Source organism: Bradyrhizobium agreste (genome assembly GCF_016031625.1).
In the GTDB taxonomy this organism is placed as follows: Bacteria; Pseudomonadota; Alphaproteobacteria; order Rhizobiales; family Xanthobacteraceae; genus Bradyrhizobium; species Bradyrhizobium agreste.
The window spans coordinates 1-13,894 of sequence record NZ_JACCHP010000010.1; the positions used below are offsets into that span (position 1 = coordinate 1).

Annotated in this window: 11 protein-coding genes; 1 reads left to right on the forward strand and 10 read right to left on the reverse strand. The window is 63.3% G+C overall.

Going from position 1 to position 13,894, the window contains the following annotated elements; genetic code table 11:
• Positions 1-131: 131 nt before the first annotated feature.
• The 10 genes from HZZ13_RS16040 to HZZ13_RS16085 form a co-directional block, all read right to left on the reverse strand.
• On the reverse strand, positions 132-1,415 hold the full coding sequence (locus HZZ13_RS16040; RefSeq protein ID WP_197960531.1) for a glycerate kinase type-2 family protein: 1,284 nt from the start codon (positions 1,413-1,415) through the stop codon (positions 132-134).
• Positions 1,416-1,605: 190 nt separating this feature from the next.
• On the reverse strand, positions 1,606-2,835 hold the full coding sequence (locus HZZ13_RS16045; protein WP_197960532.1) for an ABC transporter substrate-binding protein: 1,230 nt from the start codon (positions 2,833-2,835) through the stop codon (positions 1,606-1,608).
• A gap of 180 nt (positions 2,836-3,015) precedes the next feature.
• A complete protein-coding gene (locus tag HZZ13_RS16050) occupies positions 3,016-4,245 on the reverse strand; it encodes an ABC transporter substrate-binding protein (RefSeq protein ID WP_197960533.1) in 1,230 nt (409 codons plus the stop codon).
• Positions 4,246-4,494: 249 nt separating this feature from the next.
• Positions 4,495-5,721: an ABC transporter substrate-binding protein gene (locus HZZ13_RS16055; protein ID WP_197960534.1), complete on the reverse strand. Its 1,227-nt coding sequence runs from the start codon at positions 5,719-5,721 to the stop codon at positions 4,495-4,497.
• A gap of 115 nt (positions 5,722-5,836) precedes the next feature.
• Entirely contained in the window at positions 5,837-7,072 is a 1,236-nt protein-coding gene (locus HZZ13_RS16060; protein WP_197960535.1) for an ABC transporter substrate-binding protein, read from the reverse strand.
• A 30-nt stretch (positions 7,073-7,102) separates the two neighbouring features.
• Positions 7,103-8,122 (reverse strand): branched-chain amino acid ABC transporter permease, encoded by a 1,020-nt coding sequence (locus tag HZZ13_RS16065; protein WP_197960536.1) that lies wholly within the window; start codon positions 8,120-8,122, stop codon positions 7,103-7,105.
• Between the two features lie 2 nt (positions 8,123-8,124).
• On the reverse strand, positions 8,125-9,003 hold the full coding sequence (locus HZZ13_RS16070) for a branched-chain amino acid ABC transporter permease (protein WP_197960537.1): 879 nt from the start codon (positions 9,001-9,003) through the stop codon (positions 8,125-8,127).
• 221 nt (positions 9,004-9,224) lie between these two features.
• Entirely contained in the window at positions 9,225-9,938 is a 714-nt protein-coding gene (locus HZZ13_RS16075) for an ABC transporter ATP-binding protein (protein ID WP_197960538.1), read from the reverse strand.
• A complete protein-coding gene (locus HZZ13_RS16080; protein ID WP_197960539.1) occupies positions 9,935-10,732 on the reverse strand; it encodes an ABC transporter ATP-binding protein in 798 nt (265 codons plus the stop codon). Before HZZ13_RS16080 ends, HZZ13_RS16075 begins: the two co-directional genes overlap by 4 nt.
• Positions 10,733-10,798: 66 nt before the next feature.
• Complete coding sequence (locus HZZ13_RS16085; RefSeq protein WP_197960540.1) at positions 10,799-11,665, reverse strand: IclR family transcriptional regulator; 867 nt, start codon at positions 11,663-11,665, stop codon at positions 10,799-10,801.
• A 130-nt stretch (positions 11,666-11,795) separates the two neighbouring features.
• On the opposite strand from HZZ13_RS16085, the gene HZZ13_RS16090 reads away from it, so the two are divergent.
• A complete protein-coding gene (locus HZZ13_RS16090; protein ID WP_197960541.1) occupies positions 11,796-13,892 on the forward strand; it encodes a 3-hydroxyacyl-CoA dehydrogenase NAD-binding domain-containing protein in 2,097 nt (698 codons plus the stop codon).
• Positions 13,893-13,894 lie beyond the last annotated feature (2 nt).

Genomic DNA, 13,894 nt, shown 5'->3' on the forward strand with positions numbered 1-13,894 from the left:
CGTGGCGGGGTGGGGTGATCTCTCCACTCGGGCACTGCCTCGGCGGAGAGACTGTCACCCCACCCCGTCTCGCGTCTCGCTGCGCTCGATCGCGAGCCGACCCTCCCCCTCCAGGGGAGGGTAAGCGCGCCTCAATCCACCAAAATCACCCTGATGTCGTTCACGTTGGTCAGCGTCGGTCCAGGCTGCAGCAAGTCGCCGGTCGCCTCGAAGAACGTGGTCGCGTCGTTGTTGTCGAGATAGGCCTGCGGCTCGAGTGCCAGTGCCTTCATCTTTGTGAACGTCGCAGCATCGATCAGCGCGCCGGCGGGATCGGTCGGGCGGCCGGCGCCGCCATCGGCGCCGTCGGTGTCGCCGGCCAGCGCCGCGATGCCGGAAGTATCCTTCAACAGCGAGGCCAGCGCCAGCGCATATTCCTGGTTCGGCCCGCCGCGCCCATTGCCGCGCACGGTGACCGTGAGCTCGCCGCCGGACAGGATCGCGACGCGCTTGCCCTGGCTGCGTGCCTCAAGCGCCAGCTTCGCATGATTGGCCGCGACCTCGCGCGCCTCGCCTTCGAGATCGGCGCCGAGATTGATGGTCTCGTAGCCGGCCTCGCGCGCGAGCTTAACCGCTGCGTCCAGCGACTGCTTGGGCCGCGCGATCAGCTCGAAATGCGCGCGTGCAAAGGCGGCGTCGCCCGGCTTGCAGCTCTCGTTGTTGGGATCGTCGAGCGCGCGGCGCACCGCATCGTCGATGTCGAGCCGGTATTTCGCCACGATCGCGCGCGCATCGGCCAGCGTGGTCGGATCGGGCACGGTGGGGCCGGAGGCGATCGCGGAAGCGTCGTCGTGCGGCACGTCGGAGATCGCGAGCGTCACGATCTCCGCGGCGTTCCGGCCGGCGCGGGCGAGACGGCCGCCCTTGATCCGCGACAGGTGCTTGCGCACGACGTTCATCTCGCCGATCGGCGCGCCCGAGCGCAGCAGCGCCTTGTTGACCGCCTGCTTCTGCGCGAAGCTGATGCCGTCCACCGGCGCGATCCAGTTGGCCGAGCCGCCGCCGGTGAGCAGCACCAGCAGCAGATCGTCCGGCCCGGCCTCGCCCGCGAGTGCGAGCGTGTCGGCGGCGCCCTTCAGGCCGGCTTCATCAGGCACGGGATGACCGGCCTCGACCACGCGAATGCGGCGCGTCGGCACGCCGTAGCCGTGGCGCGTGGTGGCGATGCCGACGAGGCGCTCCGGCGCCAATCCCAGCGCGTCGAGATAATGCCGCTCCGCGGCCGCGGCCATTGCGCCGGCGCCCTTGCCGGCGGCGAGGCAGATCACGCGTCCCCTGGGGGCAGGCCGCAGGTGAGGGGTCAGCACCACGTCGGGATGGGCGGCGGCAACGGCGGCGTCGTAGAGCGCGCGGAGCAGGGGACGTCGGTCGGTCATGGACAATGGCCTTGCGCAGAATGGACTGGCGGCGACGCGGTCGCCGCCATCTGCCTACCGCATCGTGTGCCAAAGCGTAAGCGCCTTCGCCGTCATTCGATTGTGCAATCGCGTGATCACAATTGCCGCACAAGCAAAAGCCCCCTGCGCGATTCAGCGCAGGGGGCTCGTCGTCCCGGCTTTGCAGCTGCTAGCCGCCGGCGTCGGCGCTGATCACCTCGCCGAACAGATCCCACTTGTCGCCCTTGAACTTCATCAGCTGCAGCGAGCTGATCGGCGCGAAGTCGTTCGGCCCGGTATTGATCTTGATGCCGGGCAGCAGCACTTCGGTGCGGAAGTCCTTCAGGCTCGCCGCCTGCTTCATGACGTTCTCGCGCGTGAGATTGTCGCCGCACTTCTTCAGCACTTCGACCAGCGTCTGTGCCACGCCGTAGCCGACGATGGTGCCGCCGTCGAGCTTGTCGCCTTCGGGGAAGTACTTCGTCATGAACTCCAGGAACGCCTTCATGCCGGGATCGTCCTTCCACTGCGGATCGGAGACGTCCTTCAGATAGGCGGCCGAGATGATGTCTTGCGCGTTCTCGAAGCCGGCCGGCTTGATCACGCTGCCGACCGAAGCCGAGACGTTGTTGAGAAAGTGGGTCGGCTTCCAGCCGATTTCGGAGATCTTCTTGATCGCCTGTGCCGCGAATTTCGGCGTGGTGATGTTGATGAAGACGTCGGCGCCGGTGGCTTTCAGCTTGACGATGTGATTGTCGATGGTCGGCTCCGATGTCTCGTAGCTTTCCTCCAGCACGATCATGCTCGCGGCCTTGGCCCCCAAGCCGTCCTTCAGGCCCTTCAAATAGTCCTTGCCGTAATCGTCGTTCTGGTAGAGCACGCCGATCTTGGCGTTCGGCATGGCCTTGAGGATGTACTTCGCGTAGATCTGCGTCTCGCTCTGGTAGTTGGGCTGCCAGCCCATGGTCCATGGGAAGTTCTGCGGATCGTTCCACTTGGTGGCGCCGGTCGCGACGAACAGCTGCGGCACCTTCTTCGAGTTCATGTATTTCTGGATCGCCGAGTTCGGCGGCGTGCCGAGCGAGTTGAAGACGAGCAGCACCTCGTCGCTCTCGACCAGCTTGCGAGCCTGCTCCACCGTCTTCGGCGGCGAGTAGGCATCATCGTAGGAGATGAAATTGATCTTGCGGCCGTTGATGCCGCCCTCTTCGTTGATCTTCTTGAAATAGGCGGCTTCGGTGCGACCGATGATGCCGTAGGCGGAGGCCGGTCCGCTGTAGGGCATGATGTTGCCGATCTTGATCTCGGTGTCGGTCGCACCGCTATCGTACTTCTTCTGGGCCGTTGCGGTTGAGGCCGAGGCCGCGATGAGCGCGAGCGCCAATGATGCGGCCGCAAGCTTGCCGGTGACAGCAGGCATTCCAATCTCCCTGTTTTTCTTGGTTTGCGCGTCCCTTTTCTTGACTTGATTGTTTTTGGCGACGCGAGCGCAATTCAATACGATTTGCCCGAAAGCTTCAAGGAAAAGCCCCTGCGGCAGAACCGCAGGGGCTGCGTCTTTAGTCGTTCGGGACTTACGTCTTTAGCGACTGGTTAATGGTCAGCCGCCGACGTCGCCGCTCAAGATGTCGCCGAATCGCTCCCAATGCTCGCCCTTGAAGCGGATCAGTTGCAGCTGCGAAAGCGGCGCGAAATCGGTGGCGGAGGTGTTGACCTTGATGCCCGGCAACAGGCCCGCAGGCTCGAAGTCCTTGATGTTGGCGGCCTGCTTCATGATGTTTTCGCGGGTCAGATTGTCGCCGCAGGCCTTGAGCACGTGAACGAGACCCTGGCTCACGATATAGCCGTACATCACCGAAGCGTCGGTGCGGTTCGCTTCCGGATAGTACTTATCCAGGAACTCGTTCCAGGCGATCATCGCCTTGTCGTCCTTCCACTGTGCGTCGGTCGGGTCCTTGAAATATTGCGACGAGATGATGTCCTGCGCGTTCTCGAAGCCGGCTGGCTTGATCACGCTGCCGATCGAGGCCGAGACGTTGTTGAGGAAGTGCAGCGGCTTCCAGCCGATCTCCGCGTTCTTCTTGATCGCCTGCGCCGCGAATTTCGGCGTCGTGATGTTGAAGAAGACGTCGGCATTGGTCGCCTTCATCTTGACGATGTGGGAGTCGATGGTCGGCTCGGAGACTTCGTAGCTGTCCTCGATGACGATCATCGAGGCGGCCTTCGCGCCCAGGCCATCCTTGAAGCCCTTCAGATAGTCCTTGCCGTAATCGTCGTTCTGGTAGAGCACGGCGATCTTGGCGTTCGGATGGTTCTTCAGGATGTACTTGGCGTAGATGATCGACTCGCTCTGGTAGTTGGGCTGCCAGCCCATCGTCCACGGGAAGTTCTGCGGATCGTTCCACTTGGTGGCGCCGGTGGCGACGAACAGCTGCGGCACCTTCTTCTGGTTCATGTATTTCTGGATCGCCGAGTTCGGCGGCGTGCCGAGCGAATTGAAGATCAGCAGCACCTCGTCGCTCTCGACCAGCTTGCGCGCCTGCTCCACGGTCTTTGGCGGGGAATAGGCGTCGTCATAGGTGATGAAGTTGATCTTGCGGCCGTTGATGCCGCCTTCTGCGTTGATCTTGCGGAAATAGGCCTCTTCGGTCTTGCCGATCACGCCGTAGGCGGAGGCCGGTCCGCTATAGGGCATGATGTTGCCGATCTTGATTTCGGTGTCGGATGCGCCGGTGTCGTATTTCTTCTGCGCGGACGCTGCCGTGGAAAGGGTGGTAGCCAGCACGAGGGCAGCCGAAAGGGCCCCCAATCGCACATGCATTGCAGGCATTTTGATCTCCCTGGACAGGATTGAATGTGTCGATTGTTCTTGTTGGGAGCGATCGTTGCGCCTCGCTCCGCCGCGTATTCAATACCTATCCACGGCCGTCAGCAAGACAAACGCCCCGCACGGGCGTCGCGGGGGGCGGCGATCGCTTCGAAGGACGATGCTTAATATTCCGGCGCGTGAGATTTTTTGCGCGGCAAACTCACCGCTGGAGTTGCCTTGCGAAGAAGCGGCTATCCTGAATTGCGTTCCTCATTGGCTCATCTCGCTCGAGATGATGTCGCCGAACAGCTCCCATCTCTTGCCCTTGAAGCGCATCATCTGGAGCTGCTCGATCGGGGCGAAATCGTCGGGCGCGGTGTTGATCTTGATGCCGGGCAGCAGCGTGTCGGGTGCGAAGTCCTTCAGGCTGGCGGCCTGCTTCATGACGTTCTCGCGGGTCAGATCGTCGCCGCACATCTGCAGCACCTTCACCATGGTCTGTGCGGCGGCATAGCCGAACACGACGCCGGCATCGAGCTTGTCGGCCTTGGGCTGGTATTGCGCGAGGAAATTGTAGAATTTCTTCATGCCGTCGTCGCCATTCCACTGCGGGTCGGAGCCGTCCTTGGTGTAGGTCGCCGACAGGATGCCTTGCGAGATTTCGATGCCCGCCGGCTCCAGCACGCCGCTGACCGAAGCCGAGACGTTGGAGATGATCTGCATCGGATGCCAGTTGATTTCGGCGGCCTTCTTGATCCCCTGCGCGGCGAATTTCGGGCTGGTGATGCTGATGAAGACGTCGGCGCCGGAGGCTTTCAATTTGACGACGCGCTCATCGATCGTCGGCTCGGAGCTGTCGTAGGCTTCTTCCAGCACGATCATCGAGGTCTTGGGCCCAAGGCCCTCTTTCAGCCCCTTCAGATAGTCCTTGCCGAAATCGTCGTTCTGGTAGAGCACGCCGATCTTCGCGTCCGGCTTCTCCTTCATGATGTATTTGGCGTAGATGCGGGCCTCGCTGACGTAGCTTGGCTGCCAGCCCATGGTCCAGGGATATTGCTTGGGATCGTTCCATTTCGAGGCGCCGCTTGCCACGAACAATTGCGGCACCTTCTTCTCGTTCATGTATTTGCGGATGGCGCCGTTGGTGGAGGTGCCGAGCGAGCCGAAGATCAGCAGCACGTTGTCGCTCTCGACCAGCTTGCGCGCCTGTTCCACCGTCTTCGGCGGCGAATAGCCGTCGTCATAGGAGATGAATTTGATCTTGCGGCCGTTGATGCCGCCCTCGGCGTTGACCTTGTTGAAGTAGGCTTCCTCGGTCTTGCCGATCGCGGCATAGGCGGAGGCCGGACCGCTATAGGGCATGATATTACCGATCTTGATCTCGGTATCGGAAGCGCCGCTGTCGTATTTCTTCTGCGCCAGCGCTTCGCTGCTCATTGCAGTGCACAAGACGAGCGCGGCCCAGAGCGGCGCAACCTGGGAACGAACGGCGGCCATTGTTCTCCTACCCCGGGATGGATCGATCGCATTGAACAAGATTGGCGCCTGTCGTCAACAAAAAGCCCCCGCGGCTGCCCGCGGGGGCTCCTCGTCCTCGATTATCGCGTCAGCCTCACTCGGAGGCGACGTCACCGCTGATGATCTCGCCGAACAGTTCCCACTTCTCGCCCTTGAAGCGCATCATCTGCAGCTGCGCGATCGGAGCGAAGTCGGTGGCGCCGGTGTTGATCTTGACGCCGGGCAGCAGCGTATCCGGCGCGAAGTCCTTCAACGAGGCGGCTTGCTTCATGATGTTGGCGCGGGTGAGATCGTCACCGCACATTTCCAGCACCTTGGCGAGCGTCGACGCCGCGCCATAGCCATAGACCATGCTGGTGTCCGACTTGTCGGCACCCGGCATGTACTTGTCGACGAACTCGTTCCACTTCTTCATGCCGGGGTCGTTGGCCCATTGCGGATCCGTGGAGTCCTTGGCATAGGCGGCCGACAGCACGCCCTGCGCGTTCTCGAAGCCGGCCGGCTTCATCACGCTGCCGACCGAGATCGACACGTTGGTGAGGATCTGAAGCGGTTTCCAGTTGAGCTCGGCGGTCTTCTTGATGGTCTGGGCCGCGAATTTCGGTGTGGTGTAGATCAGCAGCACGTCGGGATTGGCCGCCTTGATCTTGACGATGTGACCGTCGATCGACGGCTCGGAGACCTCATAGCTCTCTTCCATGATGATCATGGAGGAGGCCTTGGCGCCGAGGCCGTCCTTGGTGCCCTTGAGGTAATCTTTGCCGAAATCGTCGTTCTGATAGAGGATCGCGATCTTGGCGTCCGGCTTCTCCTTCATCAGCCATTTCGCGTAGATCTGCGCTTCGCTCTGGTAGGAGGGCTGCCAGCCCATGGTCCAGGGGAAGTTCTTCGGGTCGTTCCACTTGGTGGCGCCGGTCGCCACGAAGAGCTGCGGGATCTTCTTGGAGTTGAGATATTTCTGGATCGCACTGTTCGAAGGCGTGCCGAGCGGGTTGAAAACGAGCAGCACCTCGTCGCTCTCGACCAGCTTGCGAACCTGCTCGACGGCCTTCGGCGGCGAATAGCCGTCGTCATAGGTGACGAAGTTGATCTTGCGGCCGTTGATGCCGCCCTTGTCGTTGATCATCTTGAAATAGGCTTCTTCGGTCTTGCCGATGATGCCATAGGCCGACGCCGGACCGCTGTACGGCATGATGTTGCCGATCTTGATCTCGGTATCGGACGCGCCGGTGTCGTATTTCTTTTGGGCGAGTGCAGCGCCGGAGGTGAGAGTGAAGGCCGCCGTTGCCGTGACCAGCGCGGCGGCTCGCAGTGTTCTTCCAAAATACAATTCGGTCTCCTTGGTTAATTCAACGGGTCTTCAGTTCTTCCTGAGCTTGCCGACGAGTTGCTGGCCCAGGATCGCGACCTGCCTTGCGCCATGCGGCACGAGGTAGATGACGAGGAACAGCAGCACGCCGAACACCGCGCCGGAGAGGCCCTTGGAGATGCTCTCCGCCATGTTCGGCACGAAGATGATGAAGGCCGCACCGATGAACGAGCCGGGCAGCCAGCCGACGCCGCCGACGACCATGCCGAGGAACAGCGAGATCGCGAGCGTGATGGTGTAGCTGTCGGGCGCGACGAACTGCACCGCAATGGCGCCGAGCGAGCCGGCAACGCCGGTGATGCCCGCGGACACGCCGAACGCCAGCGTCTTGTAAAGCGCGACGTTGACGCCCATCGAGGAGGCCGCGATCTCGTTGTCGCGGATCGCCATGAAGGCGCGGCCGGAGCGGGAGCGCAGCAGGTTCACCGAGAAGATGTAGATCGCGACCGTCACGATGAGCGTGAAGTAGTACAGCCACATGTCCTGCGACATCGGCAGGCCGAACGGCGCGTCCGGCTTGGTGACGACGAGGCCCTGCACGCCGCCGGTCCAGTGCTCGAGGAAGTTCAGTTTCAACAGCTGCGGCATCGCGGTCGCAAGCGCGAAGGTCGCGAGCGCGAGATAGACGCCGGACAGCCGTAGCGCCGGCTTGCCGAACAAATAGCCGAACGCGAAGCAGACCGCGGCGGAGATCGGAATGGTCAGCGCGTAGTTGATGTTGGCGTGCTCCATCAGCACCGCCGAGGTATAGGCGCCGACGGCGTAGAACGCGCTCTGGCCGAGCGAGAACTGGCCGCTTCCGCCGGTCAGGATGTTCAGCGCCAACACCGCGAGCCCGTAGATCAGGAGCATCGTCATCTGGAAGATGATGAAGTTCTTGACGAACATCGGCACGATCAACAGCGCCGCCAGCACCACCAGCGAGGTGCCGGTGCCCAGCGTCATGGCCCGCTTCGGAACCGCCTCGACCGCCTCGTGGCCTTCGGCGACGACTTCTTCTGCAGCGCTCATGATCAAACTCGCTTGACGATGTGCCGGCCGAACAGGCCAGCGGGTTTGACGACCAGGACGGAGATGATCAGCGCGAGCGCGATCGGGAGCTTCAGCTCGTTGCCGACGCCTGGGATGTAGGTGCCGGCGAGATTCTCGAAGATGCCGACCAGGAAGCCGCCGACCACGGCGCCGAACGGGCTCGACAGTCCGCCGAGCACCGCCGCGGCGAAGCCGTAGATCAGCACGCCGCCCATCATGTTGGGCTCCAGGAATACGACAGGGGCGATCAGCATGCCGGCGATCGAGCCGATCGCGGTTGCCATGCCCCAGCCGAGCGCGATCATCCAGCTGGTGTTGATGCCGACGAGGCGGGCCGATTCCGGCACCGACGCCGCGGCGCGCATGGCGAGACCGATGCGGGTGTACTGGAAGAAGAAATAGAGCCCGAGCAGCAGCAGCACGGTGACGCCGATCATGCCGGCCTGGTGGGTCGAGATCAGTTGGCTGCCCAGGAACGGTGCGGAGCCGAACGGGGTCGGATATTGCTTGATCGTGAAGTCCCAGATCAGGCCGGCCGACGAGTTGATGATCGCAAACAGCGCGATGAAGCCGGCGACGTTGGTCAGCACCGGTGCTTTGGCAAGCGGCTTGAACAGGATGCGCTCGATCGCGATGCCGGCAACGAAGGAAAGTGCCAGCGTGATCAGGAAGGCGGCCCAATAGGACAAACCCCACTGCATCAGCTGCCACGAGATGAAGGTCGAGAACATCGCCATCTCGCCTTGCGCGAAGTTGAGATGGTCGATGGCCTGGTAGATCATGACCACGGCGAGCGCCATGCAGGCGTAGATCGCGCCCGTGGCGATGCCGGCCAGGACCTGGTTGGTGAACAGCTCCATTGTCCTGGGCTCCTAGAGTCTGACGATTTCGGGTTGAAGTGCGGCGAGGTCGAGGATGCACCTCTCCCCGTAGGGGAGAGGTCGGATTGCGTAGCAATCCGGGTGAGGGGCCGCAGCTCCGACTTGAGACCGTAACCCCTCACCCGGCGCTGCGCGCCGACCTCTCCCAAAGGGAGAGGTGGACTGAGTGCGCCGATACATTGTTGCCATCATCCGCTCCCTCAGTAACCCAGATAGGATTTGCGGATTTCTTCGTTGTTCGCGATGTCCTTGGCCTTGCCGGACATCACGATGCGGCCGGTCTCGATCACATAGGCCTGGTCGGCGAGCTCGAGCGCGAGCTGGGCGTTCTGCTCGACCACCAGGATCGAGACCTTGTCCTCGCGGTTGATCTTGCCGAGGATGCCGAACAGATCGCGCACCACCAGCGGCGCGAGGCCGAAGGAGGGCTCGTCGAGCAGCATCAGCCGCGGCCGCAGCATCAGCGCGCGGGCGACCGCGAGCATCTGCTGCTCGCCGCCGGAGAGCGTGCCGGCCTGCTGGGTGTGGCGCTGCTTCAACACCGGGAAATGCGCATACATGCGCTCGATGTCGGCGACGATGCCGGCGCTGTCCTTGCGGGTGATGGCGCCGAGCTGGAGGTTCTCCTCGACCGTCATGTTGGTGAAGGTGCCGCGGCCCTGCGGCACATGGGCGATGCCGAACCGCACGATGCTCTCGGTGGAGCGGTTGTTGAGCGGCTTGCCGTCGAACTCGATGCCGCCGGTCGAGCGCACCATGTTGCAGATCGCGCGCAGCGTCGTGGTCTTGCCGGCGCCGTTGGCCCCGAGCAGCGTCGTCAGCGATCCCTCGTTCAGCGAGAACGACAGGCCGTGGAGCGCCTGGACCTGGCCGTAATAGGCGCGTAGGTCCTTGACGTTGAGCAGCGTTGTCATTGGTCCTTGCTCCCGAGATAGGCCTTGATGACGTCAGGGTTGGCCTGCACCTGGGCTGGGGTGCCTTCCGCGAGCTTCTTGCCGAAATTCAGCGCGACGACGTGGTTGGCGATCGACATCACGAGGCCCATATGGTGCTCGACCAGCAGCACGGTCATGTGGCGCTCGTCGCGGATGCGGCGGATCAGGTCGCCGAGCACGTGGACTTCCTCATGGTTGAGGCCGCCGGCGGGCTCGTCGAGCAGCAGGATCTTCGGGTCCGCCGCCAGCGCGCGCGCCAGCTCGACCCGCTTCTGCGTGCCGAAGGGCAGGCCGGAGACGATGGTGTGCGCGACGTCTTCGAGGTCGAGATAAGCGAGGATCTCGTGAACCTTCTTGTTGACCGCGGTCTCGCTGCGGCGGACCCAGGCAAGCTTAAGAGAGTCGCTGATGATGTCGCTGGACGTCTTCGAATGTGCGCCGACGCGGACGTTGTCCATCACCGACAGGTTCGGAAACAGCGCCACGTTCTGGAAGGTGCGGCCGATGCCGATCTCGGCGATCCGGTGCGGCGGCCGCGACAGGATGCTCACGCCCTCCATCAGGATGTCGCCGGACGACGGCTGGTAAAGCCGCGACAGGCAGTTGAAGAGCGTGGTCTTGCCGGCGCCGTTCGGGCCGATCAAGCCGAGGATGGCGCCCTTGTGCATGTCGAAGGACACGCCATTGAGCGCGATGATGCCGCCGAACACGACGCTGACGTCGCGAACCGCGAGCAGGGGCGATGGACCCTGCGCGAGCTGTGCCTGCGTCATCTCGTCTCGCTCACGTCGTTCAGTGAGCGATGGGGCGATGCGATCCGCTCCCGGTGATGACAAAGGCTATCTGAATCCCTCGGCCACACGCGCAACTTTTCCTCCTGATTTCAGCTTTTTGCTGATGTCTTTTTTTGAATGCGGCATCAGACCCCCGAGCGCCGCTTCGATGTTCCTTACCATCGTCAAGAGACGCGGTCCAATGTCGTTGATCAAACGCTCTTCCGTGAAACGGAATGCGGGCGCGCCGCAATTGAATGCGTAAGGTCCGGTTCCGTCGTTGAGCTTGAGCGCGACGCCGGCCGCGCCGATGTCGTCGTGCCAGTCGCCGACCGAAATCGCAAAGCCGTATTTCGCGACGGTCTCGCCGGAACGTTCCAATCCCTCGCGCATCTTCGGCCAGCGGCTGCCGTAATGTTCGCGCAGGATGCGCGACACTTCAGCGCGACCTTCATCGTCGAGTGCCCAGAAATAGGCGCGGCCCATCGCGCTGGTTGCAATCGGCACGCGCGAGCCGACGTCAAGTTGAACGCCGACGGTCTCGCTGCCGCGGCTCTGCCCGAAATAGATCATGCTGTGGCGGTCACGGCCGCCGACCGCGACGGCGCCGCCGGTCGCGCGCATCACCTCCTCGCGGAACGGCTCGGACAAATGCCGAACGCCGAGATTGGCCAGCGCCGCGTAGCCGAGCGACATCGCTGCAGGTGCGAGCTGGTACTTCTCGAAGCGGGGAACCGGCGTCAGATAGCCCAGCTTGGTCAGCGTGTAGGTCAGGCGCGACACAGTGGGCTTGGGCAGATTGGTGCGGGACGCAATCTCCTGATTGCCGAGCAGGCCGTCATTGGGTTGGAACGCGCGCAATACTTCCAGTCCGCGGGAAAGCGCGACGACGAAATTCCGATCGGTCGCAGGCTTTTTTCCTGTACGCTTCATCCCTGATCTGCTTCTTGCGCGGAGTCGTTGACAACGTCCGTGCTTCAAAATAACCCTGCCGTCAAGATGCGGAATTAAATTCCGCAATGCGAAATCGAAATAAAGCAAATCTCCACCAAGGAGGGACACCGTGAGCGAAGTGGTCAAGCTTGAGCGTCATGACGAAATCGGGATCGTCACGGTCAATAGCCCGCCGGTCAACGCGCTGAGTGCCGCAGTCCGCGGTGGGATTCTCGAGTGCACCAAGGCCGCAATCGCCGATCCCGCCATCAAGGGCATCGTCCTGACCTGCGCCGGCCGCACCTTCATTGCCGGTGCCGACATCACCGAGTTCGGCAAGCCGCCGAAGCCGCCCGCGCTCAACGACGTGCTGTCCGAGATCGAAAACTCGCCGAAGCCCGTCGTTGCCGCCATCCACGGCACCGCGCTCGGCGGCGGCCTCGAGGTCGCGCTGGCCTGTCATTTCCGCGTCGCGGTGAAAGAGGCCAAGCTCGGCCTGCCCGAGGTCAAGCTCGGCCTGCTACCCGGCGCCGGCGGCACCCAGCGCCTGCCCCGCGCCGTGGGCCCGGAGCTCGCGGTCAAGATGATCGTCGGCGGCGACCCGATCGGCGCGGCGGAAGCCCTGAAGAACGGCTTGATCGAGGAGATCGTCGAGGGCCCGGCCTCGGGCGGCGAGGCTTTCGTGCGCAAGATTCTCGCCGAGAAGCGTCCGCTGCGGCGTCTGCGCGACGACGATTCCAAGCTCGCAGCCGCCAAGGCCGACCGCTCGATCTTCACCAATGCGGTTGCGGCCATGACCAAGAAGTCGCGCGGCCTGGAGGCGCCGTTCGCGGCCGCCGATGCAGTCGGCTACGCCATCGACCTGCCGTTCGACGAAGGCTTGAAGAAGGAGCGCGAGGGCTTCCTCAAGCTGGTCGCCAGCGACCAGTCCAAGGCGCAGCGCTACGCCTTCTTCGCCGAGCGCGAGGCCAACAAGATCGCGGGCGTGCCCGAAGGCACCAAGCCGCGGCCCGTGAACCGCGTCGCCATTCTCGGCGCCGGCACCATGGGCGGCGGCATCGCGATGTCCTTTGCCAATGCCGGCATTCCCGTCACCCTGATCGAGACCGGCGAAGAGCAGCTCAAGCGCGGCATGGGCATCATGCAGAAGAACTGGGAAGCGACCGCCGCGCGCGGCGGCATTCCCGCCGATGCGCCCGCCAAGCGCATGGCGCTGATCGACGGCAAGGTCGGGATCGAGAATGTCGGCGACGCCGATCTCGTCATCGAGGCCGTGTTCGAGACCATGGCGGTGAAGAAGGAGGTGTTCGGCAAGCTCGATCAGTACGCCAAGCAAGGCGCCGTGCTCGCCTCCAACACCTCGTATCTGAACATCGACGAGATCGCGAAGGCGACCAAGCGTCCGCAGGACGTGCTCGGCATGCACTTCTTCTCGCCGGCCAACGTCATGAAGCTGTGCGAGATCGTGCGTGCCGACAAGACCGCGCCGGATGCGCTGGTGACCGCGGTGACGATCGCGCGCAAGATCGCGAAGGTGCCGGCCGTGGTCGGCGTCTGCGACGGCTTCGTCGGCAACCGCATGCTGGCGCAGCGCGGCAAGCAGTCCGAGAAGCTCTTGTTCGAGGGCGCGCTGCCGCAGCAGGTCGATGCCGTCGTCACCAAGTTCGGCATGCCGATGGGCCCGTTCGCGATGAGCGATCTGGCCGGCCTCGACATCGGCTGGCGCTCGCGCAAAGATCGCGGCATCAAGTCCGAGATCGCGGACGCGCTGTGCGAAGCCGGCCGCTTCGGCCAGAAAACCGGCAAGGGCTATTACAAGTACGAAGCCGGTTCTCGTGCGCCGCTGCCTGACCCCGATGTCGAGAAGCTGATCGACGAGACCTTGCTGCGTCTCGGCCGCAAGAAGCGCGTCGTCAGCGACGAGGAGATCCTCGAGCGGATGATGTATCCGATGATCAACGAGGGCGCGAAGATCCTGGAAGAGGGCATCGCCGCGCGTCCGAGCGATATCGATGTGGTCTGGCTCTACGGCTATGGCTGGCCGATCTACCGCGGCGGCCCGATGTACTGGGCCGACAGCGTCGGCCTCAAGCACATCGCCGATCGCCTCTCGTTCTACGCCAAGGAGACCAACGACCCCAGCCTCGAGCCCGCCCCGCTGCTGAAGAAGCTCGCCGCGGAGGGCAAGACGTTCGCCTCGCTCGCGGCGGAGTCGAAGGCGGCGTGATG

What these genes read in the sequence shown, in the direction of transcription:
- HZZ13_RS16085 (WP_197960540.1), bottom strand. Translation starts at nt 11,665, where the DNA reads ATGAAGCGTACAGGAAAAAAGCCTGCGACCGATCGGAATTTCGTCGTC.
- HZZ13_RS16070 (WP_197960537.1), bottom strand. Translation starts at nt 9,003, where the DNA reads ATGGAGCTGTTCACCAACCAGGTCCTGGCCGGCATCGCCACGGGCGCG.
- HZZ13_RS16055 (WP_197960534.1), bottom strand. Translation starts at nt 5,721, where the DNA reads ATGGCCGCCGTTCGTTCCCAGGTTGCGCCGCTCTGGGCCGCGCTCGTC.
- HZZ13_RS16040 (WP_197960531.1), bottom strand. Translation starts at nt 1,415, where the DNA reads ATGACCGACCGACGTCCCCTGCTCCGCGCGCTCTACGACGCCGCCGTT.
- HZZ13_RS16065 (WP_197960536.1), bottom strand. Translation starts at nt 8,122, where the DNA reads ATGAGCGCTGCAGAAGAAGTCGTCGCCGAAGGCCACGAGGCGGTCGAG.
- HZZ13_RS16050 (WP_197960533.1), bottom strand. Translation starts at nt 4,245, where the DNA reads ATGCCTGCAATGCATGTGCGATTGGGGGCCCTTTCGGCTGCCCTCGTG.
- HZZ13_RS16045 (WP_197960532.1), bottom strand. Translation starts at nt 2,835, where the DNA reads ATGCCTGCTGTCACCGGCAAGCTTGCGGCCGCATCATTGGCGCTCGCG.
- HZZ13_RS16080 (WP_197960539.1), bottom strand. Translation starts at nt 10,732, where the DNA reads ATGACGCAGGCACAGCTCGCGCAGGGTCCATCGCCCCTGCTCGCGGTT.
- HZZ13_RS16075 (WP_197960538.1), bottom strand. Translation starts at nt 9,938, where the DNA reads ATGACAACGCTGCTCAACGTCAAGGACCTACGCGCCTATTACGGCCAG.